This is a genomic window from Enterococcus massiliensis, assembly GCF_001050095.1.
Taxonomy (GTDB): Bacteria; Bacillota; Bacilli; order Lactobacillales; family Enterococcaceae; genus Enterococcus_C; species Enterococcus_C songbeiensis.
Genome location: NZ_CVRN01000004.1, coordinates 146763 through 170879, shown reverse-complemented (window position 1 = coordinate 170879; position 24117 = coordinate 146763). Strand labels below are relative to the sequence as shown.

Below are 24117 nucleotides of genomic sequence, written 5' to 3'. Positions count from 1 at the left end.
GTAACTAAAAAACATTCGTCTGCTGGCGGGATGTAAGACTTTTGTCTTGCCTCCCACAGCGATGAATGTTTTTTTAGCTGTTGATGTCTTTATGGCGATAATGATACCACGTGATTCCCAGAAATAGTGTACAACCCATAAGAAATAGCAGCAAATACACCCCTTGGATTTTTCTTTCGACCACCAAATCCTTGGTATTAAAATAGCTGAAGGGTGTCAAAAAGCGGAAAAACGCCAACTTTTCTTGCAACGCTGGAATCAGGCTGATGACATATAAAACCAGAATGCTCCCTAGAACAAGGGAAAGACTCGTTTTGATTGAAATCGTAAACCCAGAGATAAAAAAACCGATACAGGCAAAGAAAAGGTGTAGCAACCAAGTGCCCAGTGTCAGCCAAAGAAAGCTGTCCATTCTAAAATCCGTAAGCTGAAATAGACGCAGTAATACAAAGTTACTGAGTGCAAATATCCCGTTGAATAGCGTGACTAACACAACGACACTGGCAAATTTTCCCATCAGAATATTTCCTCTACTGATAGGTTTAGCCAACAAAAATTCGCTTGTCTGCTCACTTTCCTCTTTCGTAAGCATGGTAGCTCCCAAGATTCCTGCAAAAGCACTCCCTAAAATAGCAGTCAGTAATTGAGCCCGACGGGCATAAAAATGCAGCACATCTGTCATCTCCAATACATCTAAATGCAGTGCTTGGATAAACTCTTGCGGGTACTGCGCCAAAAATGCCTCTGTTGATTGCGCCAGCTCCGCCGTTGCCTGAAAACTGGTCAACAGCAAGATGTTACAAACAATCAGCAAAACCAGCCAAATCAGCGTTGAAAAATAATTTTGTTTCAATTCCTGAACAAAAAGTGTCATCTTCCCTCCCGCCCTTCATAATACTGCATGACAACTTCTTCAAGAGACGGCTCCGTAATCTTTAAATCAAGCAGTCCGGGTTGATTGATTGTTGCTAAAAGAAACGGTAGTTCTCCTTCATATAAGAAAGTCGCTGAATTTTTTGTTTGTTGGAAGTCGCTTTTTTTCAAATCAGAAAAATCCGGTAATTCCTGGTACCTCACGTAAATTCGTTTAAATCGACTCCTTGTCAATTGTTCCATTCTCTCGACTTTCAACAACTGACCATTTTGAATAATCGCCACTCGATCACAAATCCGTTCCACTTCGCTCATCACATGTGAGGAAAACAGGATCGTTACCCCTTTTTTCTTCTCCTCTGCCAACAAATCAAAAAATTGATTTTGGATAAAAGGATCCAGCCCACTGGTGGGTTCATCAAAAATCAAAACATTTGGTTCATGCTGCAATGCTTGAATAATTCCGACTTTTTTCTTGTTGCCGCTAGATAAGGTTTTGATTTTTCTTGTTAGATCCAAATTCAGCCTTTCAGCCAATACCATCATTTTATTGGCGCAGTCTTTCCGATAAAATTTTGCCGAATACCGCAATAGTTCTTCCGCCGTCATCTGTTTATAATAATTGACCGTTGCCGGTGTGTACCCTATCAATTGTTTTACCTCACGACTTTGTGTAAAACAATCTTTACCGTCAATCATTGCCGTACCACTGGTAGGAAAAAGCATCGCCAACAGCAACCGGATCGTTGTAGATTTTCCTGCACCATTTGGACCAATAAAACCAAAAATCTCGCCTTTCTCCACGGATAAGGTGATATCTAAAATCCCCCGCTGTTTCCCATACATTTTTGTCAGCTGTTGCGTCTGAATCATCGCCATAGTTTACACCTCCGTTTTCTTGACACCAAGGAAAGCGTTATCTATTTTAAGTATACGTGCTCTGTAAGGTCTCCGGCAAAAATCGTGCTTACAAAAAAAGCCGGAATCAGGATTCCGGCTTTCTCTCGTACGTTCCTTTAGTTGTTACCCAGTTGCTGTTTCCAATCCAACTTCGATCATTTCATTAAAGGTGGTTTGACGTTCTTCCGCAGATGTTGCTTCGCCGGTCACAATATGATCACTGACGGTGCAAATTGCCAACGTTTGTACATGGAATTTTGATCCTAGGTAATACAAAGCTGCGGCTTCCATTTCCACTCCCATGACACCCAATTCTGCCAGTTGCAAGGTTTCCGTCATATCATCTTTGTAGAACGTATCTTCAGACAAAAGATTTCCTACATGTGTCGTATAGCCTTTTTCTTTTGCGATTTCGTACGCTTTTAACAGCAAATTAAAATCAGCAATAGGGGGGTAATGGAAACTAGAAAAGTTTTTAGCAACCATGGAAGAACTCGTTGCTGCTGCTTGTCCAATGACCAAATCCCGAACGTGGACATCTTTTGAAATTGCACCGCAAGTACCGACACGAATCAATTTTTTCACCCCATAAGAAGTGATTAGCTCTTGCGCGTAGATACTTGCAGAAGGCATTCCCATCCCTGTTCCTTGAACCGAGATGCGCTCTCCTTTATAAACACCGGTATATCCCAACATCCCCCGGACATTATTGTAACAAATCGGATCTTCCAAAAATGTTTCAGCAATATATTTTGCCCGCAATGGATCCCCTGGTAATAATATTTTATCGGCAATCTCGCCTGCTTTTGCTTCAATATGAACGCTCATAAAAATCTCCCTTCTACAATGCCGCCAAAGTTTCTTTGACCAACGCTTTGAATTCTGCCTTCACACGAGTGGTTGTTTCCACAACTTCTTCATGATTCAAACTTGCCTGCATACCGGCAGCTAAATTGGTAATGCAAGAAATCCCAAGAACTTTTAGTCCACTGTGGACCGCAACAATAACTTCCGGAACAGTAGACATCCCAACCGCATCTGCTCCTGCGATTCGGGCAAAACGAACCTCTGCCGGAGTTTCATAAGTTGGTCCAGAAAAGCCCATATACACACCTTCGCGAAGATGTAGTTGGCGTTTTTCAGCAACTTTTTTTGCTGTTTCCCGGTAAGTCAGCGTATATGCTTGACTCATATCAGGAAAACGAGGGCCGATTTTTTCGTCATTACTGCCGATCAACGGATTATTTCCGGTGAAATTGATTTGATCGGTAATCAGCATCAAATCTCCCGGTGTGAAGGTTTCATTTACACCGCCACTGGCATTGGTTACTACCAATGAGTGTGCGCCCAGCGCTGCCATCACGCGAACCGGATAAGTCACTGTTTGCATCGAGTGACCTTCATAATAATGGAAACGTCCTTGCATAGCTAAAACTTTTTTCCCTGCTAGTTCACCATAAACCAATTGTCCGGCATGTCCCACGACTGTTGAGACAGGAAAATGTGGGATTTCTTGGTAAGGAATTTTGATTGGATCGGTGATTTCATCAGCTAATTCACCTAAACCCGAGCCTAAAATCAAGCCAAAGTCTACTTCTTTGACTCCCGCTTCTCGGATAAATTCAATTGTTTGTTTAATCTGTTCAGACATTGCTCCACTCCTTGTTCATTTTAAAGTATTCATTTTTCTGATAGAAAAATGAGTTTGATTTTCACGCCGTATATCATTTCGCTAAACTGCTTAGTAAAAGCGAAACTGACATCCTTGTTCAGTTTAAAGTATTCATTTTTTTAATAGAAAATTGAGTTTGATTTTCACACCGTATATCATTTCGCTAAACTGCTTAGTAAAAGCGAAACTGACATCCTTGTTCATTTTAAAGTATTCATTTTTCTGATAGAAAAATGAGTTTGATTTTCACGCCGTATATCATTTCGCTAGACTACTTGGTAAAAGCGAAACTGACATCCTTGTTCATTTTAAAGTATTCATTTTTCTGATAGAAAAATGAGTTTGATTTTCACGCCGTATATCATTTCGCTAAACTGCTTGGTAAAAGCGAAACTGACATCCTTGTTCATTTTAAAGTATTCATTTTTTCTGATAGAAAAATGAGTTTGATTTTCACGCCGTATATCATTTCGCTAGACTACTTGGTAAAAGCGAAACTGACATTTTTTTCTTAGCTAACTATAGTTTATTTCAAAAATTTCAGGAAGCTGTTGCCGTTTTCTGTAGCTGGTACGCCAAAGTTGTCAGCGATAGTTGCTGAAATATCTGAGTAAAACCCTTGAGGTAATGCTCCTTGTTCTGTCATTTTTTTACTGTAAACCAACAAAGGTACATATTCGCGGGTATGATCCGTTCCTGGGAAGGTTGGGTCATTGCCGTGATCGGCAGTAATCATCAACAAATCATCTTCTGCCATGGAATCAAGCAATTCTGGCAGACGCAAATCAAAATCTTCAATTGCGTGGGCATAACCGACAACATCCCGACGATGACCATACAATGCATCAAAATCAACAAGGTTGGTAAAACTCAAACCAGTAAATTCTTGCTTCATCACCTTCAGCAATTGATCTACACCATCCATATTGCTCTTCGTGCGGATTGCTTGGGTCATTCCTTGTCCATTAAAGATGTCATTGATTTTTCCAACAGCAATCACATCATTTCCGTTTTCTTTTAAAGAATCCAAGACGGTTTTACCAAAAGGATCCAAGGCATAATCGTGGCGATTGCTGGTGCGAGTAAAGTTTCCTGGTTCACCTACGTATGGACGCGCAATAATACGACCAATCATGTAAGGTTCATCTTTCGTAATATCACGCACATATTGGCAAATTCGATAAAGCTCTTCTAAAGGAATAATTTCTTCGTGGGCAGCAATTTGCAAAACAGGATCGGCTGACGTATAAACAATCAGATCTCCAGTTTTCATTTGATGTTCGCCGTAATCATTAATCACTTCTGTACCAGAGTAAGGTTTGTTGCAAACTACTTTACGTCCAGAGAAGTCTTCGATTTGTTTTAATAAATCATCGGGAAATCCATTTGGAAAGACGCGGAATGGTTTCTTGATGTTCAAGCCCATAATTTCCCAGTGTCCCGTCATCGTGTCTTTTCCGACAGAAATTTCTTCTAATTTTGTTGCATACCCTTTATGGCTGTCGACTGCTGCAACACCTTCTAAAGGACGAATCGTTCCTAAACCTAGATTTTCTAAATGAGGGATCGTTAAGCCGGCCTTTTCCGCAATGTGTCCTAAAGTATCTGCCCCAACATCACCGAATTTTTCCGCATCTGGTGCTTCACCGATTCCGACTGAATCCATTACAATCAAATGTACACGTTTAAACATTCTATTCCCTACTTTCTTTATTTGTTATACGTCTATCTTACTAAAGATTGACGAAATTGACTTGTTTGACCATTTACCTCGTACTTGTTCGCTCCGCATACCGTGCAACTAATTTCTTCTTTAAAGTTGCACTTGCAATCCTCTACTCTGCCTTGCTCTGCAAGCCAATCGTAGTGATTCACAGCAAAAGGGCAGGACGAAGAAACATTGTCCCTTAGTCCCACCCTTGAATACGAATTGCTTATTTGGATTTGATATAATTTTTTCCGTTGGCTTTTGGTCCGGAGGCTTTGCCTAGGAAGATGACCAACACTAAAATCGTTAATACATATGGTGCTGCTTGTAAATAAACATCTGGGATTGAGGAAATCAGCGGCAGTTTTGAACCGGCGATACTGATGTTTTGCGCAAATCCGAAGAAGAGGGCTGCACCCATTGCACCTAATGGATTCCATTTACCGAAGATCATTGCAGCCATTGAGATAAATCCTTGTCCGGCAATCGTAGTTACCGCAAAACGACCAGAGATTGATTGGGCAAATAATGCGCCCCCCATTCCTCCTAGAAAACCAGAAATCAAAACGCCGGCGTAACGCATTGCATAAACATTGATTCCCAACGTATCTGCTGCTTGAGGATGTTCTCCCACAGAACGCAAACGCAAACCAAATTTTGTTTTAAAAATAATGAACCAAGCAATCACTGAAATCAAAATTGCTACATAAGCTGGCAATAAAGTATCCGTGAAGAAAATACGACCGATGATTGGGATGTCCTTCAAAATAGGGAAACTATAGTAGCCAAAAATTTCCGTGATATTATCCGTTTGACCTTTGCCATAAATCGCCTTGACTAAGAAAATTGCTAAGGCTGGCGCCATCAAGTTCATTACGGTCCCACTGATAATATGATCTGCTCGGAAATTGATTGTAGCTGCTGCGTGGAGGATTGAAAAAATCATTCCCACAACACCGCCGACCAACACACCAACCCATGGTGTCCACGAGCCTAATTGATCCGCCATTTCGATGTTGAAAACAATCGCGGCAAAAGCTCCCATAACCATGATTCCTTCCAAACCAACATTGACGATCCCGCTTCGTTCTGAGAAAACTCCCCCCAAAGCCGTTAAAATCAATGGTGCAGCGTAAACCAACGTTTGGGTCACAATCGAGGCAATTAAATTAATATCCATTAGATAGCTCCCCCTTCTTTATCTTGGTCGCTAGGTTTTGCTTCTACTTCTTTTACAACGGCAACTTCTTTTTTCGTACCGAAAATTTTTGCCAAAGCAAAACGAATCACAAAACTGATTCCTACAAAGAAAATAATGATGGCGATATCCACGTCCACCAATTCAGACGGAATACCGGCAAATTGCATTCCTTGTCCACCAAGTTTCAAGACACTGAACAACAATGCAGATAACAAGATTCCGATTGAGCTGCCGCTTCCCAACAAGGAAACCGCCATTCCATCAAATCCGATACTCAAAGAGGTTCCTTGAACAAAGAAGTTTTGGAAAGTTCCTAATCCTTGAACAACACCGCCAAGACCCGCCAACATTCCTGAAATAACCATCGAAACGATGATCGTTCGTTTGCTGCTCATACCGGCATATTCAGAGGCAAATGGGTTCAGCCCTACTGAGCGGATTTCATATCCCAATGTTGTTTTCTTCATCAAGAACCAAACAAGAACGAGAAAAATAAGTGCTAAGAAAATACCCATATTTAGTCGTGAGCCATTACTCAATTGACTTAACCAAGATGCCCGCAATGATCCGTTGGCACCAATCATTTTGGTAACACCTTTATTGCTCATCAGATTTTCGTTCATCACATTATTTACAATATGAGTACTGGTATATAACAAAATGTAGTTCATCATAATTGTTACGATGACTTCACTGGTTCCAAATACCGCCCGTAAAATCCCGGGAATTGCTGCTGCAATCGCTCCAGAAACAGCGCCGGCAATAATCGCTAAAGGCAATACAATAGCTTTTGGTGCATCCGGCATCGCTAGTGCGACCCAAATACTTGCTACCCAACCGCACAACGCTTGCCCAGAAAGCCCGATATTGAAAAAACCGGCTGAGTTAGCGACAGAAAAGCCTAATGCGGTAAAAATCAGCGGTCCAGCTGTAACAAAAATTTCACCGATATTTTTAGGATTTAATGCTTTCGTCTGAGGATTTAAAAAGACGGTTTCAATCATTCGTTGATACCCGGCAATCGGACTGTAACCAAATGCCGCCATAATGATTCCACCAATCAAAAAGCCCATTAAAACAGCGATGACCGGGACAAGAATATTTCTAATTTGTTCTGAACGTTTATTCAACTGGCTCACCCGCTTCCGCTTTTTCTAATTCTGCACGAGCTTCTTCTAAGGAATATCCTGCCATCAATAAGCCCAATTCATTTTCGGTGGTTTCTTTCGGATCAACAACTCCGACGATTTCTCCGGCATGAATAACTGCAATGCGGTCAGAAACATTTAAAATTTCTTCCAATTCAAAACTGATTAGTAGAACGGCTTTAAATTTATCCCGTTGTTCAATCAACCGTTTATGGATAAACTCGATTGCTCCCACATCCAGCCCTCGGGTAGGATTGGCAACGACCAGCAAATCAGGATCACGATCAACTTCTCGAGCGATGATAGCTTTTTGCTGATTTCCGCCAGACAGCGCTTTGGCTGGGACTAATTCGTTGGTTGTCCGAACATCAAATTCGGCAATCAAGTCACGTGCCTTTTCATTCATTTCACCATAATCCAGCACACCATGTTTGCTGATTGGTTCACGATAATAGGTTTGCATCGCCATATTTTCTGACAAAGTCATTTCTAAAACTAAACCGTACTTGTGACGATCTTCCGGTACGTGACCGACGCCGCTTTCCGTGATTTGTCTTGGTTTTTTATTGGTGATGTCGTCTCCATTGAGCTTGATCGTGCCACTTTCAACTTTTCGCAGTCCTGTCAATGCCTGAACCAGTTCTGATTGACCGTTGCCATCAATTCCGGCAATTCCTAATACCTCACCAGCACGAACTTCCAAACTCAGGTTCTTCACTGCTTCCAAACCACGGCTTTCCTTTACAACCAACTGATCAATTGCCAACACAACTTCTTGCGGATTGGCTTCTTTTTTCGGTGTTTTAAAGGAAACTGCCCGACCGACCATCATATCCGCCAATTGTTGAGAAGTCACATCTTTCACATCAACAGTACCGATGCCTTTTCCGCGACGGATAACCGTACAGCGATCAGCAACTTTTTTGATTTCATCTAATTTATGGGTAATTAAAATAATCGATTTACCTTCTTTGACCAGTCCCTGCATGATATCGATCAATTCTTCGATTTCTTGCGGCGTCAATACTGCAGTTGGTTCGTCAAAGATCAAAACATTAGCACCACGGTATAAAGTTTTCAAAATTTCTACCCGTTGCTGCATCCCCACGGAGATATCCCGAATGTACGCATCTGGATCAACGGAAAGCTTGTACTTTTCAGAAACCCGTTTGATTTCTTCCCGTGCTTTTTTACGGTCGATAAACCCTAGATGACTCGGCTCACTTCCTAAAATAATGTTTTCAGTGACCGTAAACGCATCCACTAACATGAAATGCTGGTGGACCATCCCGATTCCCAGTTTATTGGCAGCCGTCGGACTTGTGATGGCAACTTTTTTGCCATCCATAAAAATGTCACCGGAAGTTGGCTCCAATAAGCCTGACAAGACATTCATCAAGGTCGATTTTCCGGCACCATTTTCTCCCAGCAGTGCGTGAATCTCACCAGGTCTTACCTTTAGGTTGACATCATCATTGGCCTTGAATGTCCCGAACGCTTTGGTGATGTGTTGCATTTCGATGACATAGTTCTCTTCTTGAGCCAAATTTTTCACATCCTTACTTTTTTCTCTATTCACAACGGTCAAACGTCTAATTTTTGGTTCGTTCTCAAGGAAAATAGTTTCCTTATGAAAAAGCGTTCCGCTCGTTCTTTCATAAAGAACGATTTTCATGAGAACTATGATCTTGCTTTTACAAGCAAGACCATAGATACATGTTGATTCTTAAGGTTTTTCTGGAACTTCAACTTTTCCATCGATAATTTCTTGTTTTGCCGTTTCAATGGCTGATTTTGCATCATCTGAAAGGTAGCCTTCTGTTAAATCAACACCGCCGTCTTTCAAACCATAAATAAGATGTTCCCCACCAGGGAATTTATCTTCCAACGCACGCGTTGAGATATCTTGTACAGCTGCCCCTACTCCTTTAAGAGTAGAACATAAAGTGAAGTTATCGTCTTTGCCATCTGCTGTTTTGTATTTTCCTTCAGCATCTTGGTCGCTATCTACACCGATAACCCAAACTTTCTTTTCGTCGCCTTCATTTAGTTTTTGGTTGATAGCTTTTGCTTCTTGGAAGACACCCGCACCTGTACCGCCTGAAGCATGGAAAATCACGTCCGCGCCACCTTGGAACATTGCTGCGGCTAACGCTTTCCCTTTAGCAGGATCACCAAATGATGCAGCGTATTCAACGCTTACTTCAATTTCTTTGCCTAATTTTTTCGCAGTGTCTTCAACACCTAAAACGAATCCAGCTTCAAAACGGTCGATAACGACCCCTTCTTCACCACCGATAAAACCAACTTTGTCCGTTTTTGTCGTTTCAGCTGCCGCAACACCTGCTAGGTAAGAGGCTTCATTGTCTTTAAATGTTGCAGATACAACATTGTCTTTGTCAGGAATTTCTGAGTCGATGATCCCGAAGTTTGTATCTGGGTTAGCATCAGCTGCTGTTGCGATTGAATCTGCTAGCAAATAACCAATACCAAAGATGGTATGGAAACCATTTGATACAGCAGAGTCAATGTTTGTTGTGTATTCTGATGCATCATTTGATTGGATATAGTCATATCCGCCAGTACCGCGAGCGATATCATGATCTTTCCCCCATGCTTGCAAACCTTCCCAAGCAGATTGGTTAAAGGAACGGTCATCAACACCACCGATATCGGTAACGATGGCTACACTGTGTTCAGCATCTGATTTGCCTTCTGTGTCGCCGCCGCCTGTTGAATCTGTTGATCCGCCGTTACCGCCGCCGCATGCGCCTAGAACTAATGCACTTGCTAAAGCGATTGTCCCAAGACCAAATAATTTTGCTTTTTTCATTTCTGTAAAGCCCCCTAAAATAGTTTTTTATTTTTCAACAGCCATGATGACTGAATGAACCTAGGTTATAAATCTTTGTCTGTAAATGCGTAAGGTAGTAACCCTCTCACGGTCGTTTCTTTTGTCGCGCCATCATCACCGACTAAAGTTACCGGCATCTCCGGGTCACAAAATTCTGCCATCACTTGGCGGCAAGCACCGCAAGGAGAAATAGGATGTGGGGTATGCCCCGCAACAACCAAATGGCTGAATTCCTTTTCGCCTTCAGAAACGGCTTTAAAAAAAGCAGTCCGTTCTGCGCAATTTGTCAAGCCAAACGAAGCATTTTCGATGTTGATTCCCTGATAGGTTTTTCCCTCTTTGGTTACTAGACAGGCCCCCACTGGAAAATGGGAATAAGGAACATACGCTTTGTCCAGTGCATCGGTTGCAATCTCAATCCATTCTTTCTTTGCTTCCATCATTTTCTCCTTCAATACATTTGTTTAATAGCCAGTACCCGTTGATCCAGTAACGATTGCCACACTGGCACTCACACCTAAACGGGTTGCTCCAGCTTCTACCATTGCCATTGCTTCTGCTTCACTGTGGATTCCGCCAGAGGCTTTCACACCCATTTCTGGACCAACCGTTTGACGCATCAAGCGAACATCGGCTGCAACTGCTCCCCCCGTAGAAAAACCAGTCGATGTTTTAACAAAATCGGCACCAGCCGCTTTGGCTAATTCACAAGCTTTTACGATTTCTTCGTTATCTAACAATGCTGTTTCAATGATGACTTTGACCAATGCACGATCTTTTGCCGCTTGAACGACTGCTTCGATATCGCTTTGTACTTTTTTGTATTGTTTTGATTTTAAAGCACCGATGTTGATGACCATATCTACTTCATCTGCACCGTTATTGATAGCGTCGGTGGCTTCATAGGCTTTCACTTCAGAAGTGTTTGCCCCTAAAGGAAATCCGATTACCGTACATACCGCAATTGGTTCGCCGGCTAATTTTTCAGCGGCTAATTTTACCCAAGTTGGATTAATACATACAGAGTAAAAATGATATTTTTTTGCTTCCTCGATAATTCGCAATACGTCTTCTTCTGTTGATTCTGGTTTTAAAATTGTGTGGTCGATCATTCTGTTTAATTCCATTTTTTCCACTCCTATTCTGTTATTATATCATGGATCAATGGTGGTTCATCCCCATTTTCACCAATTTCGATATTTTCATACAGTAATTTTTCTACTTCGCTGATTGTTTCCCGATTGCTGTAAATCGTCAGCAGTGATTCGCCCTTTTTGACAGCATCGCCAATCTTCTTATGAAGCTTTAATCCAACTGCGTGATCAATGCTGTCTTCTTTGGTCTGACGACCAGCACCAAGCATCATCGCCGCAATCCCAATTTCATTGGCAACCAGTTTGGTAACTACTCCGTCTTTTAAGGCAGGCAGTTCTATTTCATAGCTTGCTGTCAAAAGTTCTTCTGGATGATCGATTACCCGTGTATCTCCGCCTTGGTTGCGAACCATTTCTTTGAATTTTTCAAGGGCTTTCCCAGAGGTCAATGCTTCTTCCAACCTCTTCCGTGCTTCTTCCAGATTTGCCGCTTTTTTCGCTAAAACTACCATTTGACTGCCTAATGCATAACACATTTCCACCAAATCAGCCGGACCTTTGCCTTGCAACGTTTCGATTGCTTCCACGATTTCCAAACTATTTCCGATTGCTTCGCCTAATGGTTGAGACATGTCAGAAACCACTGCCATGGTTTGCCGCTCCGCAAGTTTTCCGATTCGAACCATGGTATGCGCCAATCGCCGGGCATCTTCAATGTTTTTCATGAAGGCGCCGTCACCGGTAGTCACATCTAGCACGATGGCATCGGCTCCAGCCGCAATTTTTTTGCTCATAATCGAGCTGGCAATCAGCGGAATCGAATTAACGGTTGCTGTAACATCTCGCAAGGCGTAGAGTTTTTTATCCGCAGGGGCCAAATCACCGGACTGTCCAATGACTGCTACCTTGCTTTCGTTCACGATTTGGATAAAGCGTTCTTCTGAAATTTCTATTTTAAATCCTGGGATCGATTCTAATTTATCCAACGTACCACCGGTAAATCCCAATCCTCGTCCTGACATTTTTGCGACCGGCACGCCGACACTTGCCACTAACGGTGCTAAAATCAAGGTTGTGGTATCGCCTACGCCACCCGTTGAATGTTTGTCGACTTTAATTCCTTCGATTGAAGAAAGATCGATGACTTCCCCGGAATAGGCCATTGCCAACGTCAAGTTTGTGATTTCCTCATCCGTCATATCTTGATAGAAAATTGCCATTAATAACGCGCTCATTTGATAATCAGGAATCGTTCCCGCCGTATATTCAGTAACGATAAAATCAATTTCTTCTTTAGATAACACTTGACCGTCACGTTTCTTTTCGATCAAATCCACCATTCGCATTTTTTTGCCCCCTACTCTTCTTCTCTAGTATACAACAATATTTTATCCGGTAAACCACTTTAGTAAACTAGTTTACCTAATATATTCTTTTTGTTAAAACGCTTACAAAAGGACTATACAGGATTCTTATTCGGTTGTCAACACCGCTACGCTCTCACGAATAATTAATTTAGTATCGAACACTTTATTGGGTACCCGTTTTTCTGGAAACTCAATGGCATCTACTAAAAATTTTGCTGCGTGAAAACCAATGTCAAAACTCGGTTGAAAAACAGTCGTTAATGGCGGAATCACATACTCGGAAAGGCTGAGACCGTCAAACCCCACAACGGAAATATCTTCGGGAACTTTTTTCCCTAATTCATAAATCGCTTGGTAACACCCAATCGCCATCGCATCATTTCCGCAAAAAATCGCCGTAATCTCTTTTTGTTTCAATAATTCTTTAGCGGCTTGGTATCCGCCGTTTACAGTCAAACTGTTGGCAACGATATATTTCCCTTTGTAAGGAATGCCATGATCTTTCAAGGCATGGCGATAACCGTTGTAGCGCTCTTCTAATTGGTAATACCCGGTGCTTTCCTTCAACATTCCAATATGGCGATGGCCGCTTTTTATGAGATACGAAACAGCTTGATAGGAGCCTTCATAATCTTTGACAATCAATCGCCCACTTTCCCGCTGATTGATTCCCCGATCGATCAAAATCATCGGCATTTTATGATAAAACGGACTGCCCAACTCATAGCCTTCCGCTAATTTATTTGGGGTTGCCAGTAAAATACCATCCACTGAACGGTGACTCAATTCTTCGAGATAACTGATTTCTTTTTCCTGATCGTGCTGAGAATTGCAAAGAACAATCATGTACCCCAACGGATTGACGTAGCGCTCGACCCCTTCAACAATTTTGGAAAAGAAAAAATCCGTTACATCCGGTACGATCATTCCAATCGTTTTTGAATGACGATTAATCAAATTAGACGCAAAAAAATCCGGCTTGTACTGATACTTATTAACGATTTCCCAAACGCGTCGCCGGGTATCATCACTAAATCGCGTGCCTTTATTATTTAAAATCTGTGAGACCGTTGTTACGGAAACGCCTGCCATTTCGGCAATCTGTTTGATTGTTAATTTCATTGATTCACCCCTTTTCTTCACGCATTCAGTGTACCAAACTTCTTTCAAAAAAAATAGTTGCTTTTGAAAAGCAACGGGACTGTTGGCGTTGAGAACAAAATTACGTCAACAGTCCCCCAAAGTGTCTTTTCTGTCTTTTCATTGAGCTACTCTTTTACGCTTTGGATGATGTAATAGCCCTTATCTTTATGGATGATGGCCGCATTTCCAAAAACTTCGGTCATTTTTGCTTTGGCGCTGGGTGCCCCTTGTTTTTTCTGGATCACGATTGTCAAAGTTCCTGCTGGCTTCAACAGGTCATACGCTCCTTGTAAAATCTCGTGGACGACTTGCTTGCCGGCACGAATCGGCGGGTTACTGACAATGGCTGCGTAATCTGTTTGATGCAGTGTTTCATAAATATTTGATGAATGAATATCAACGGAATCGATGCCATTGCGCTTAGCATTTTCCTGGGCTAAATGGACTGCTCGTTCATTGATATCCACCATTTCTACCGGACGCTGAAAAGCAGCCGCCAAAGCCAAACCAATCGGTCCGTACCCACAGCCCACATCCAACAATGTCCCATCTGGCAACTCTTCTGCCGTCATCGCATCAATCAGCACCCGTGACCCATAATCCACCGTTTTTTTTGAAAAAACACCGCTGTCGGTAACAAAGTGAAACAGCTTGCCTTTCAATTCAAATTCCCATTGATCAAAATTGTGCGCCGTGTCCGGACGCTCCGTATAGTAGTGATTGTTCATTTTTTTATCCTACCCATTTATTTTTTATATTACGAGCGATCAACGCCCCTAGTAATTCATACCCAAATTTTGACGGATGCAACCCGTCTTCTTGCAAATATTCTGTTGGCGCCGGATAAACCGTCATGTGGTGATACATATCGATGAAATCCACGGCGGTATTTAAAGCCACTTTTTTAGCCGTTGCGATATACGTTTGCAAAATTTCAGAATCTGCCTGTGTTTTCTTACGACTATCCACAAAGCTGGGACCAACAAAAATAACTTTTTCTGCTGGAAAAGCGGTGAGGATTTTTTGTAAATTTTGTTCATACTGTGTTTGATTGTCCCGCAGATTAATGGCATCATTGATTCCCACGTTTACGACGATACTATCCGGTTCTTCTTGCACAGCCAGCGAAAGTTCTGCCAAAGCAGACGCAGTGGAGGCACCACGTTTTCCAAGATTGACGACTTGAAAATCAGAAACGCCCATATTATTGAGGGTCTTTGCAATCGACGTATCTAAAAGAGTCGATTCTCTCCCTTCAAACAATCCGGCGGCAATGCTGTCACCGTAAATTACGATTTTTTTCATTTACTGCCTTCCTTTCTTTTGCTTTTATCTTAGCACGAAGACAATTTCCCTGCATTAATTTCCTGTTCCAAGTCATGTTGAAGGACTTTTTGTGTTAAAATATTCGCGAGTATGGGTAGTGAGAATCGGAAGGGCTTTGAAAAATCCTTTCCTTAGACGAACGAAGGAGCACCATTTAATGGATGATAAAATGAATTTTTACCGGATTCCCCGCGAACAGTGGCAAGGATTTTATACTAATGGCAACATGCCGCTGACACAAGCCGAGTTAGATAGCATCAAAAGTTTGAACGACCGCATTTCCATGCAGGATGTAGAAGATGTTTACATCCCGCTGTGCCATTTGATTCACTTATATATGAAAGAATTTGAATCACTGACTTTAAGCAAAGGCTTATTCCTGCATCGCTACGTCAAAATGCCACCCTTCATTATTGGCATCGCCGGTTCTGTCGCTGTAGGAAAATCAACCACTGCCCGTTTAGTCCAAACATTATTGGATCGCTTATTTCCCCGTCGCAATGTTCAACTGATTACAACAGACGGTTTTTTGTATCCAAATCATGTTTTAGAAGAACGGGGCATCATGGATCGCAAAGGATTTCCCGAAAGCTATGACATGGAACATCTGATCCAATTTTTAAATGAAGTCAAGTCCGGTAAACCAAAAATCGATATTCCGATTTATTCTCATAGTGTGTATGATATTATTGAAGGCGAATATGAAACCATCGAACAACCGGACATTTTAATTGTTGAAGGAATTAATACGTTGCAATTACCGGCAAATCAACAAATTTATATCAGCGATTTTTTTGATTTTTCAATTTTTGTTGATGCCGAACCAAAACTGATTGAGCATTGGTATTTGGAACGGTTTGAACAGCTATTGGATACTGCTTTTCAAGATCCGGAGAATTATTATTATCAATTTGCCACTGGAGATCGCCAAGTTGCGTTGCAAATGGCAGATCAAGTGTGGAAAAATGTGAATTTGAAGAATTTAAAGGAGTATATCTTGCCTACTCGCAGCAGAGCCGATATAATTTTGCATAAAACCACGAAGCATTTGATCGATGAGATCTATCTTCGTAAATACTAAGCTGTTGAGAAAGAGTCATCTTTCATTCAATAAATCTAATAAGGAATAGAGGTAATCATTGTGACAAACGTTGACAATTTGCCAAACGTTGAAAAAATTATCGTACTTGACTACGGTAGCCAGTACAACCAGCTGATCACTCGCCGCATTCGTGAATTTGGGGTTTTCTCAGAATTATTAAGCCACCGAATCACCGCCGAAGAAGTCAAAGCCATGAACCCGAAAGGAATCATTCTTTCTGGTGGACCAAATAGTGTCTACGATCAAGACGCATTTGGTATCGATGAAGAAATCTTCAATTTAGGTATTCCAGTATTAGGTATCTGTTACGGAATGCAACTGATCACCTATAAACTAGGGGGGAAAGTTGAACCGGCAAAAAACCGGGAATACGGCAAAGCAGAGCTTGAAGTTCTTTCTGAAAATGCAGAATTATTCGCCTCTACACCAAAAAAACAAACGGTTTGGATGAGCCATGGTGATTTAGTTACTCAAGCACCAGAAGGGTTTGACGTGGTTGCCACCAGCAAGGACTGCCCAATCGCTTCTATCCAAAACCATGAACGAAAAATGTACGGTATCCAGTTTCATGCCGAAGTTCGTCATTCAGAATACGGCAATGCTTTGTTGAAACACTTTGCCATTGACGTGTGCCAATGCAAAGGCGACTGGAGCATGGACAATTTTATCGATATGCAAATTGCAAAAATCCGAGAACAAGTCGGCACAAAAAAAGTCTTGCTTGGTCTTTCCGGCGGAGTAGATTCCAGCGTAGTCGGCGTCTTGTTGCAAAAAGCAATCGGCGATCAACTGACGTGTATCTTTGTTGATCATGGTCTGTTGCGGAAAAATGAAGCCGATCAAGTAATGGAAAGCCTTGGCGGAAAATTTGGTTTGAATATCATTAAAGTGGATGCCAAAGATCGTTTCCTTAATAAACTAAAAGGCATTTCCGATCCTGAACAAAAGCGGAAAATTATTGGGAATGAATTCGTTTATGTATTTGACGATGAAGCAACCAAGCTAGCTGGACAAGAAGGTGTCTCTTTCTTAGCACAAGGTACTCTTTACACCGACGTGATCGAGTCTGGAACCGAAACTGCTCAAACCATAAAATCCCATCATAATGTGGGAGGACTGCCTGAAGACATGCAGTTTGAACTGATCGAACCTTTGAACACTTTGTTCAAGGATGAAGTTCGAGAATTAGGTACCCAACTTGGCATGCCCGATGCCATCGTTTGGCGCCAGCCTTTCCCAGGACCTGGTTTAGGTATTCGCGTACTTGGTGAACTGACCGAAGAAAAATTAGAAATCGTCCGTGATTCTGATTTGATTTTACGAGAAGAAATTGCTAATGCCGGTCTTGACCGTGATATTTGGCAATACTTCACTGTTCTGCCTGGTATCCGCTCGGTTGGTGTTATGGGGGATGGTCGTACCTATGACTACACGGTCGGCATCCGCGCAGTCACTTCCATCGATGGCATGACTGCTGACTTTGCCCGCATTCCGTGGGATGTCTTACAAAAAATCAGCGTCCGCATCGTAAACGAAGTCGCTCACGTAAATCGTATCGTGTATGATATTACGAGTAAACCACCTGCTACGGTGGAATGGGAATAAAGAGCTAACATAATATGGACGGGGAATGCCTATAAATCAGCACTTTGTTACTTTTAAAATGCTTGATTTCTATTAAAAATAAGAAGGTTCCCTACCTTTTCCCTACCAAAAAGCTTTAATTACAAATTGTAATTAAAGCTTTTTTTGTGAACTACTATGGTTATTGTCATATTTTGATATAATGACATTAGATTAAGTAATATAAAGTAGAAACGGTGTGATATTATGGCAAATTCTCGTCAGAAACATTTAACAAAAGCTAAAAAAGGAAAAAATGATGAATTTTATACGCAATGGTCTGATATTGAAAAAGAAGTAAATGCTTATATTGAATATAATCCGAATGTTTTTAGAGATAAAACAATATTACTTCCAGCTGATGACCCATTTGAAAGTAATTTTTTTAAATTTTTTGCTACAAAATTTAATGAATATGGGTTGAAAAAACTTATTGCAACTTCTTATGCGCCTAGTCCAATTGTTAATACTCAATTAACCTTACTACCGGAGTTGGTACCTGAAAAAGAAATTGAACAAACACGAGATAAACAAATAACTGAAGCCTACAAAATAGAATTGAATGAAGTTGTGGACGAAAACGGAACTGGAACAGTCAATATCGATGATGTTATTACAAGGTTATTAAAGGAAAAGGAAGTAATTGACTCAGGCGGGACTAGCAGTATCCTTTCTTACTTAAAAGGGGATAATAATCCAGATGGAATTAATAATTTTTCAGCAGGCGACTTTAGAAGTCAGGAAGTTTCAAAACTTAGAAAAGAAGCGGATATAATTATTACAAATCCTCCCTTTTCATTATTCCGCGAATTTTTAGAGTGGATAGCTCCTAACGAAAAGCAATTTTTAATTATAGGCAATATGAATGCTATTACTTATAAAGAAGTTTTTCCTTTAATAAAGGATAATAAGATATGGTTGGGAACTGGAATGGGTAGATGGATTTCAGGATTTATTGTTCCTGATAGCTATGAGTTATACGGAACAGAAGCCAGAATTGAAAAAGGACAACGCATAGTATCAACTAATAATGCGTTATGGATGACTAACCTCGATCATGGAAAACGTCACCAACCATTATCATTAATGACCATGGAAGAAAATATTAAATATAGTAAACATAAAAACATTAAAAATATTGGTTACATGAGATATGATGATTATGATGCTATAGAAATTCCATATACTGATGCGATACCAAGCGATTATGAAGGAATAATGGGTGTTCCTATCTCATTTTTAGATAAATTTAATCCGGCGCAATTTGAGATTTTGGGTCTAGATAATCCAACTAATAAATTTATTGGCCATGGCCCTGTACTGAAAGGAAAAACAAAGTATAGAAGAGTTTTTATAAGGGCGATGAAGAGATGAAAACAATTTTAAAACAATATAATGTTGAAGAAATTACTAAAGGATTTGTATACAATGAATATGAAGGAAAAGGTTTATTTGGATTATCAGGTAAGTTAACAATTCAGCCAGAATACCAACGGAACTATATCTATGCAGATGGCAAACGCGATGTTGCATGTATAGATTCTATTCTTAAAGGCTATCCTTTAGGTTTAATCTACTTTAATAAAGTCTCGGATGATTCCTTTGAAGTATTAGATGGACAACAACGAATTACATCGATAGGTCGATTTATCACAGGAAAATTTGCCATTATAGATTCTAATAATAATAGAAATTATTTTTCTGGACTAAGCAAGGATCAACAACAGAAAATTTTAAACTATGAACTTCTAATCTATGAGTGTGAAGGAAGCGAAAGTGAAATTAAAGAGTGGTTTAAAACTATTAATATTGCTGGTATTCCACTTAATGAACAAGAATTACGAAACGCTATTTACTCTGGCCCATTTGTTACTGAAGCAAAACAGGAATTTTCTAACTCCGGTAATGCCAAACAGCAAAAATGGCAAAGTTATATCAAAGGTGTAGTGAATAGACAAGATATTTTACAAGAAGCTCTGAATTGGGTTAGCAGAGGTAATATTGATACCTATATGTCACAGCATAGGTATGACACAAATATTAGTGATTTGAAGAATTACTTTAATACGGTTATTGAGTGGGCTTCTTCTGTATTTGTTAATATTGAAAAGGAAATGCGCGGTCTTAATTGGGGATTATTATATGAAACTTATCACCGCATTTCATATAATCCAAGTGACGTAGAAATACGTGTAAGAGAATTACTTGCAGACCCTGACATCACAAAAAGGGCTGGTATTTTTGAGTTTATCTTGGGTGGTGAAAAAAATACTAGTTTATTGAATATAAGAGCCTTTAGTGAAACTGATAAAAAAGCCAAGTATCAAGAACAAACCAATAATGCTAAAGAAAACGGTACTTCAAATTGTCCAACCTGTAATACTGATTTAGAATATCAACATACTGACTATATCTGGAAATATTCAGAAATGGCTGGCGACCATATTGTGCCTTGGTCTAAAGGTGGGAAAACTGAACGTGATAATTTACAAATGTTGTGCAAGCATCACAACAGCAAGAAGTCTAATAATTAATATAGAGCAAACGTCTCCTCAACAAAAATTGAGGAGACGTTTTTTATTTACTCTTAATTCCATTTTGAAACCCACCGTTGCACAGTCCGTTTACTCACATCATAATATTTTGCAATATCATCCATATCTCTCACTTTTTCTGAAGCAAGTAATTCATTTATTTCTTTTTTTAAAGCATCATCATTTTTTGACCTTTTCGTTAGAACGTGTCCGCATGATTTACATTGATAAACTTGTTCACCATTGTGAGTTCCATACTTAATAGTTTTTGAACCACAGAGATTACATAGCATAACAATCCCCCCTCTATCTTTATTATAAGCAAAGTTATTTTAAATACCAATATTTTTGTCACAACCGAATTTCAATTCTTTTTAGTTGATGAGATACTATCACCATAAGGCGAACCCCTATATTTATGAGTAAAATAATCTCAAAAAAATATACCAATATTTTTGTCACAACCGAATTTCAATCTAATTGGGTTGATGAGATACTCATATCATAAGGCGGAAACCTTATACGAACTAGCTAGTTCAAACAAAATATAATTGAATGGAGGGTTTCAAAATGAAACCATTATTTACAGAAGTAAAGATTAAAGACCAAATTTCAAATCCAGCAGTTCAAGACGCGTTACGGGATAAGGTAACTGTTCCGAGTGTGGTTATTATTAAACAAGTACGTAATCCTTTTGAAAATCAAGATACCCATGAAGTTACACAAAAAATTCACGCTGTCTCAGGCAACTCACTTATAGACATGGTTGAATTAGATTTCACTTTAACCGGTGGACAAACAATTGATGGAAAATCTTCAATCAATAAGAAATTTAAAATTGTAGATTATAACTTTACACTCAATGCTAATATGCGCGGTGGAAATTTTAATGGATATTCTGCGACTGGATTGAAATTGCTAGTAACAAAGATTGAACCTGTTGAAGAATCTAAGTAGGTGAATAGTTATGAAGCGATTACGTATTCGAGTTTCTAACACCGAAAAGATGCAATGGATGGTAATGATTATGTTAGTGGCGTTTTCAATGATGTTATTACCACTATTCATTAATTGGAAATTACCGAATTTATTTCCAACCAAATTATTGCTTACTATTACTTTGATGGGAGTAGTAATTGAATCTGTATGTATTGTTGGAACAATTTTATATTCACGGTTTAGTCCGATCAGAAGTTTGCGTCTTCGCAAGCAATTAATTAGATTTACCGAAATGTTAACTAAACAAACGGAGGATGGAAAAATGAAATATTCTATTGAATGGCGTTATAAGACTGATACTAATAAAACTGTAATTCAATTTTTCTCTGGTGGCTTAGTATCAGATAAAAAAGTGGTTGCAAAGCAATTACAAGAATTTCTTCGTGCAGACCTTTTAAAATATATTGAACATAATAACCATGTTCAATTAATTCTAGGAACTGCTCCAAAGTCCCTTAATGGAATCGAGGTGTTACTAAATGACAAGCTATAAACCTATTCCTTTGTACGATGAAATCGTGTGGAACCTTATTACGGAAGCGTGCCATATTCTATTGCTGGCTCCAAGTGGCGCTGGTAAATCAATGTTACTAAGCTATTTGGCAGGAATGGTCTTAAAACGTGGACATAACCTCTTATTGATTGATGCAAAGAAAACAGCATTTGGTGAAACATATAAAAGTATTGGCGTGCCGGTTGCATCAGATGTAGATGAGATTATCAAAATGTTAACGGAATTAGTTGAATCTATGGAAGACGATTATAACAATTATTTTTCTTCGGATGAAATCTCGTTAGATACTAATTTTGCAACACTTAAATTACCCGCTCATGTCTTGATTTTTGATGAAGTACTTTCTGCTCTAGAATCAGGCGATAAGAAACAGAAAGCAGAAATGGAACGGTTACTAAAATTATTAGCTCTGAAAGGCCGTATGGCTGGATATATTATTGTATTAACATCACAGCGGTTATTAGCTACTGATTTACCAAAAGCAGTTACCGAACAATGCCAAACGCGGATTATTATGGGGGCAAATGTTTCTGATGAGTTATTCCACGTTGCAACTGGAGTATATAAAAAAGATATTGTTACGAATTATGATGGTGGTGTTGGAAAAGGTTATATCCTCACGCCAAAAAATGGATTGACTGCATTTAAAGCACCATATATGGATTTCAGTAATGTTGACTTCCGGAGTTTAATGTATGAATTAAGAAAAGAAGGTGCTAGTTATGGTCCAAGCTATTAAGAGTTTTCAAGTATTAGAATTAGATGACGGTACGGTTCGGGTAATTAGTTCGGATAAACGACAAATGGCGCGTTGGTTTGGATTAGATTACTTGCAAGATAAAGCTAAGCAAACTCAAAATGGTAATTATATTGCTTTGATGTCTTCGAAATACAGATTTACGCCAACTTTCCGGAAGCGTAACTAGAAATTGGCGGTGCGTGACTGAATGGTGCATAACTGCGACAGCCACAGCCCGCCTAATGAGGGCTGCGCGCGTGGATTAATTCAACCGCTTGGACTGGGACTTGTCACAGCCAAGCGGTTACAATCCGCAAGCGCGCATCCTTGATTAGGCGGAGCTGTAGCACTCGCGGTAGTACTTAATTTAGTCAACGCAACCTACTGATTTCTAGCGTCGCCTTACTCGACAATAGGCGACGTTACGACGAATTGCAAAAAATCATAAGTTTTTGATTGGTGGAATTAGAAGATGGATTTGAAAGAATATACGAGAAAAACAACTGATTTTGGAAATGGAATGCTTGAGGTTGTTGCTTACAATCAGGTACAAACTCGTTTAACTGGTGCAAGTCATTTAGGTGGTGCTACTGATAAATCAGAAATTAGTGATGAAGCTCAAGAGGCGCGAACTAAAAAACAAACATATGCTATAAAAAGAAAAATTCGAGGTTACGCTTTGTCTAATCCATTTGAATGGTTTGTAACACTAACGATAGACCCTGAAAAATCTAATAGTTTAGATTACGAGACTGCAAAAACATTACTTTTAAAATGGTGTCGATGGATGAGAGATAAGTACAAAAAATTTGATTATTTAGTAATACCTGAACTTCATAAATCTGGAGCGGTACATTTTCATGGATTATTAGGTGATGTCCCTGCCAATTTTGTTGAAGCTACTAATCCCAAAACTGGACAAGCCATTATTAGAAGTGAACGACAAGTATACAATTTAAGCGATTGGAAACATGGTTTCAGTGATTGCGAGAAAATTATTAGTCGTGAACGAACTGCTAGTTACATGACTAAATATATCACTAAGGAATTAATGACAGATAAATCAATGTTTCGCAAAAAAAGATACTTTAATAGTATAGGTCTAAAAAAACCAGAAGTGAGTTTAGATTTGGTTGATAATGATGATTTAACTAATTTCATTCCTAATTTTGGTGTTATCGGAACAGATGGGTTAGGCAATAATCATCTTGCAAAAGGAATCTATAATCTCACTGTAGATAAAGAAACAGGCACAATTAATCAAACAAGTGATACCTATTTATTAGTAGCAAAAAAAGTAGATTGATAGAAAAGAGGAAT

The 24117-nt window shown here is 39.8% G+C and carries 25 protein-coding genes; 9 read left to right on the top strand and 16 right to left on the bottom strand.

The annotated features are described in order from the left end of the window. Positions 1–73: 73 nt before the first annotated feature. The 15 genes from BN1875_RS02585 to BN1875_RS02515 form a co-directional block, all read right to left on the bottom strand. Complete coding sequence (locus BN1875_RS02585; protein ID WP_048603300.1) at positions 74–874, bottom strand: ABC transporter permease subunit; 801 nt, start codon at positions 872–874, stop codon at positions 74–76. After that, positions 871–1752 (bottom strand): ABC transporter ATP-binding protein, encoded by an 882-nt coding sequence (locus BN1875_RS02580; RefSeq protein ID WP_048603299.1) that lies wholly within the window; start codon positions 1750–1752, stop codon positions 871–873. Before BN1875_RS02580 ends, BN1875_RS02585 begins: the two co-directional genes overlap by 4 nt. Before the next feature lie 144 nt (positions 1753–1896). Further along, positions 1897–2601: a purine-nucleoside phosphorylase gene (gene deoD, locus BN1875_RS02575; protein WP_048603298.1), complete on the bottom strand. Its 705-nt coding sequence runs from the start codon at positions 2599–2601 to the stop codon at positions 1897–1899. 13 nt (positions 2602–2614) lie between these two features. Continuing rightward, the gene (locus tag BN1875_RS02570; RefSeq protein WP_048603297.1) at positions 2615–3424 is read right to left on the bottom strand and encodes a purine-nucleoside phosphorylase; all 810 of its coding nucleotides are present in this window, start codon (positions 3422–3424) and stop codon (positions 2615–2617) included. 547 nt (positions 3425–3971) lie between these two features. Then, positions 3972–5138, bottom strand: a complete 1167-nt coding sequence (gene deoB / locus BN1875_RS02565; protein ID WP_048603296.1) for a phosphopentomutase — start codon at positions 5136–5138, stop codon at positions 3972–3974. Between the two features lie 241 nt (positions 5139–5379). Next, on the bottom strand, positions 5380–6333 hold the full coding sequence (locus BN1875_RS02560) for an ABC transporter permease (RefSeq protein WP_048603295.1): 954 nt from the start codon (positions 6331–6333) through the stop codon (positions 5380–5382). Continuing rightward, a complete protein-coding gene (locus BN1875_RS02555) occupies positions 6333–7484 on the bottom strand; it encodes an ABC transporter permease (protein ID WP_048603294.1) in 1152 nt (383 codons plus the stop codon). The genes BN1875_RS02560 and BN1875_RS02555 overlap by 1 nt, the downstream gene beginning before the upstream one ends. Then, entirely contained in the window at positions 7477–9018 is a 1542-nt protein-coding gene (locus BN1875_RS02550) for an ABC transporter ATP-binding protein (protein ID WP_137604973.1), read from the bottom strand. Before BN1875_RS02550 ends, BN1875_RS02555 begins: the two co-directional genes overlap by 8 nt. A gap of 210 nt (positions 9019–9228) precedes the next feature. After that, positions 9229–10335 carry a BMP family lipoprotein gene (locus BN1875_RS02545; RefSeq protein ID WP_048603293.1) on the bottom strand — a complete coding sequence of 369 codons (1107 nt, stop codon included), beginning with the start codon at positions 10333–10335 and terminating at the stop codon, positions 9229–9231. A gap of 65 nt (positions 10336–10400) precedes the next feature. After that, positions 10401–10799 (bottom strand): cytidine deaminase, encoded by a 399-nt coding sequence (locus BN1875_RS02540; protein WP_082147224.1) that lies wholly within the window; start codon positions 10797–10799, stop codon positions 10401–10403. A gap of 21 nt (positions 10800–10820) precedes the next feature. Further along, positions 10821–11483, bottom strand: a complete 663-nt coding sequence (deoC, locus tag BN1875_RS02535) for a deoxyribose-phosphate aldolase (protein ID WP_048603291.1) — start codon at positions 11481–11483, stop codon at positions 10821–10823. An 11-nt stretch (positions 11484–11494) separates the two neighbouring features. Continuing rightward, on the bottom strand, positions 11495–12796 hold the full coding sequence (locus BN1875_RS02530; protein ID WP_048603290.1) for a pyrimidine-nucleoside phosphorylase: 1302 nt from the start codon (positions 12794–12796) through the stop codon (positions 11495–11497). A 126-nt stretch (positions 12797–12922) separates the two neighbouring features. Continuing rightward, a complete protein-coding gene (locus BN1875_RS02525; RefSeq protein WP_048603289.1) occupies positions 12923–13939 on the bottom strand; it encodes a LacI family DNA-binding transcriptional regulator in 1017 nt (338 codons plus the stop codon). A gap of 146 nt (positions 13940–14085) precedes the next feature. Continuing rightward, positions 14086–14688, bottom strand: coding sequence for a class I SAM-dependent methyltransferase (locus tag BN1875_RS02520; protein WP_048603288.1), 603 nt, complete (start codon positions 14686–14688; stop codon positions 14086–14088). Positions 14689–14692: 4 nt separating this feature from the next. Then, positions 14693–15265 (bottom strand): SGNH/GDSL hydrolase family protein, encoded by a 573-nt coding sequence (locus BN1875_RS02515; protein WP_048603287.1) that lies wholly within the window; start codon positions 15263–15265, stop codon positions 14693–14695. A gap of 178 nt (positions 15266–15443) precedes the next feature. On the opposite strand from BN1875_RS02515, the gene coaA reads away from it, so the two are divergent. The 4 genes from coaA to BN1875_RS02495 all read left to right on the top strand — a co-directional run bounded on the left by coaA (position 15444) and on the right by BN1875_RS02495 (position 20545). After that, on the top strand, positions 15444–16367 hold the full coding sequence (coaA, locus tag BN1875_RS02510; RefSeq protein WP_048603286.1) for a type I pantothenate kinase: 924 nt from the start codon (positions 15444–15446) through the stop codon (positions 16365–16367). Between the two features lie 60 nt (positions 16368–16427). Further along, a complete protein-coding gene (gene guaA, locus BN1875_RS02505) occupies positions 16428–17993 on the top strand; it encodes a glutamine-hydrolyzing GMP synthase (protein WP_048603285.1) in 1566 nt (521 codons plus the stop codon). Between the two features lie 225 nt (positions 17994–18218). Then, complete coding sequence (locus tag BN1875_RS02500) at positions 18219–19385, top strand: adenine-specific methyltransferase EcoRI family protein (protein ID WP_048603284.1); 1167 nt, start codon at positions 18219–18221, stop codon at positions 19383–19385. Further along, entirely contained in the window at positions 19382–20545 is a 1164-nt protein-coding gene (locus BN1875_RS02495) for an HNH endonuclease family protein (RefSeq protein ID WP_048603283.1), read from the top strand. Before BN1875_RS02500 ends, BN1875_RS02495 begins: the two co-directional genes overlap by 4 nt. A gap of 53 nt (positions 20546–20598) precedes the next feature. Here the strand turns inward: BN1875_RS02495 and BN1875_RS02490 are convergent, their stop codons facing one another. Further along, positions 20599–20838: an IS1/IS1595 family N-terminal zinc-binding domain-containing protein gene (locus tag BN1875_RS02490; protein ID WP_048603282.1), complete on the bottom strand. Its 240-nt coding sequence runs from the start codon at positions 20836–20838 to the stop codon at positions 20599–20601. Between the two features lie 277 nt (positions 20839–21115). Between BN1875_RS02490 and BN1875_RS02485 the strand changes: the two genes are divergently transcribed. The 5 genes from BN1875_RS02485 to BN1875_RS02465 all read left to right on the top strand — a co-directional run bounded on the left by BN1875_RS02485 (position 21116) and on the right by BN1875_RS02465 (position 24103). Then, positions 21116–21502, top strand: coding sequence for a hypothetical protein (locus BN1875_RS02485; RefSeq protein ID WP_048603281.1), 387 nt, complete (start codon positions 21116–21118; stop codon positions 21500–21502). Positions 21503–21512: 10 nt separating this feature from the next. After that, on the top strand, positions 21513–22037 hold the full coding sequence (locus BN1875_RS02480) for a hypothetical protein (RefSeq protein ID WP_048603280.1): 525 nt from the start codon (positions 21513–21515) through the stop codon (positions 22035–22037). Further along, positions 22024–22797, top strand: coding sequence for an AAA family ATPase (locus BN1875_RS02475; protein ID WP_048603279.1), 774 nt, complete (start codon positions 22024–22026; stop codon positions 22795–22797). Before BN1875_RS02480 ends, BN1875_RS02475 begins: the two co-directional genes overlap by 14 nt. Beyond that, the gene (locus BN1875_RS02470; RefSeq protein ID WP_048603278.1) at positions 22781–22984 is read left to right on the top strand and encodes a hypothetical protein; all 204 of its coding nucleotides are present in this window, start codon (positions 22781–22783) and stop codon (positions 22982–22984) included. The genes BN1875_RS02475 and BN1875_RS02470 overlap by 17 nt, the downstream gene beginning before the upstream one ends. Positions 22985–23269: 285 nt before the next feature. Continuing rightward, on the top strand, positions 23270–24103 hold the full coding sequence (locus tag BN1875_RS02465; protein WP_048603277.1) for a rolling circle replication-associated protein: 834 nt from the start codon (positions 23270–23272) through the stop codon (positions 24101–24103). The last annotated feature ends 14 nt before the right edge of the window (positions 24104–24117 follow it).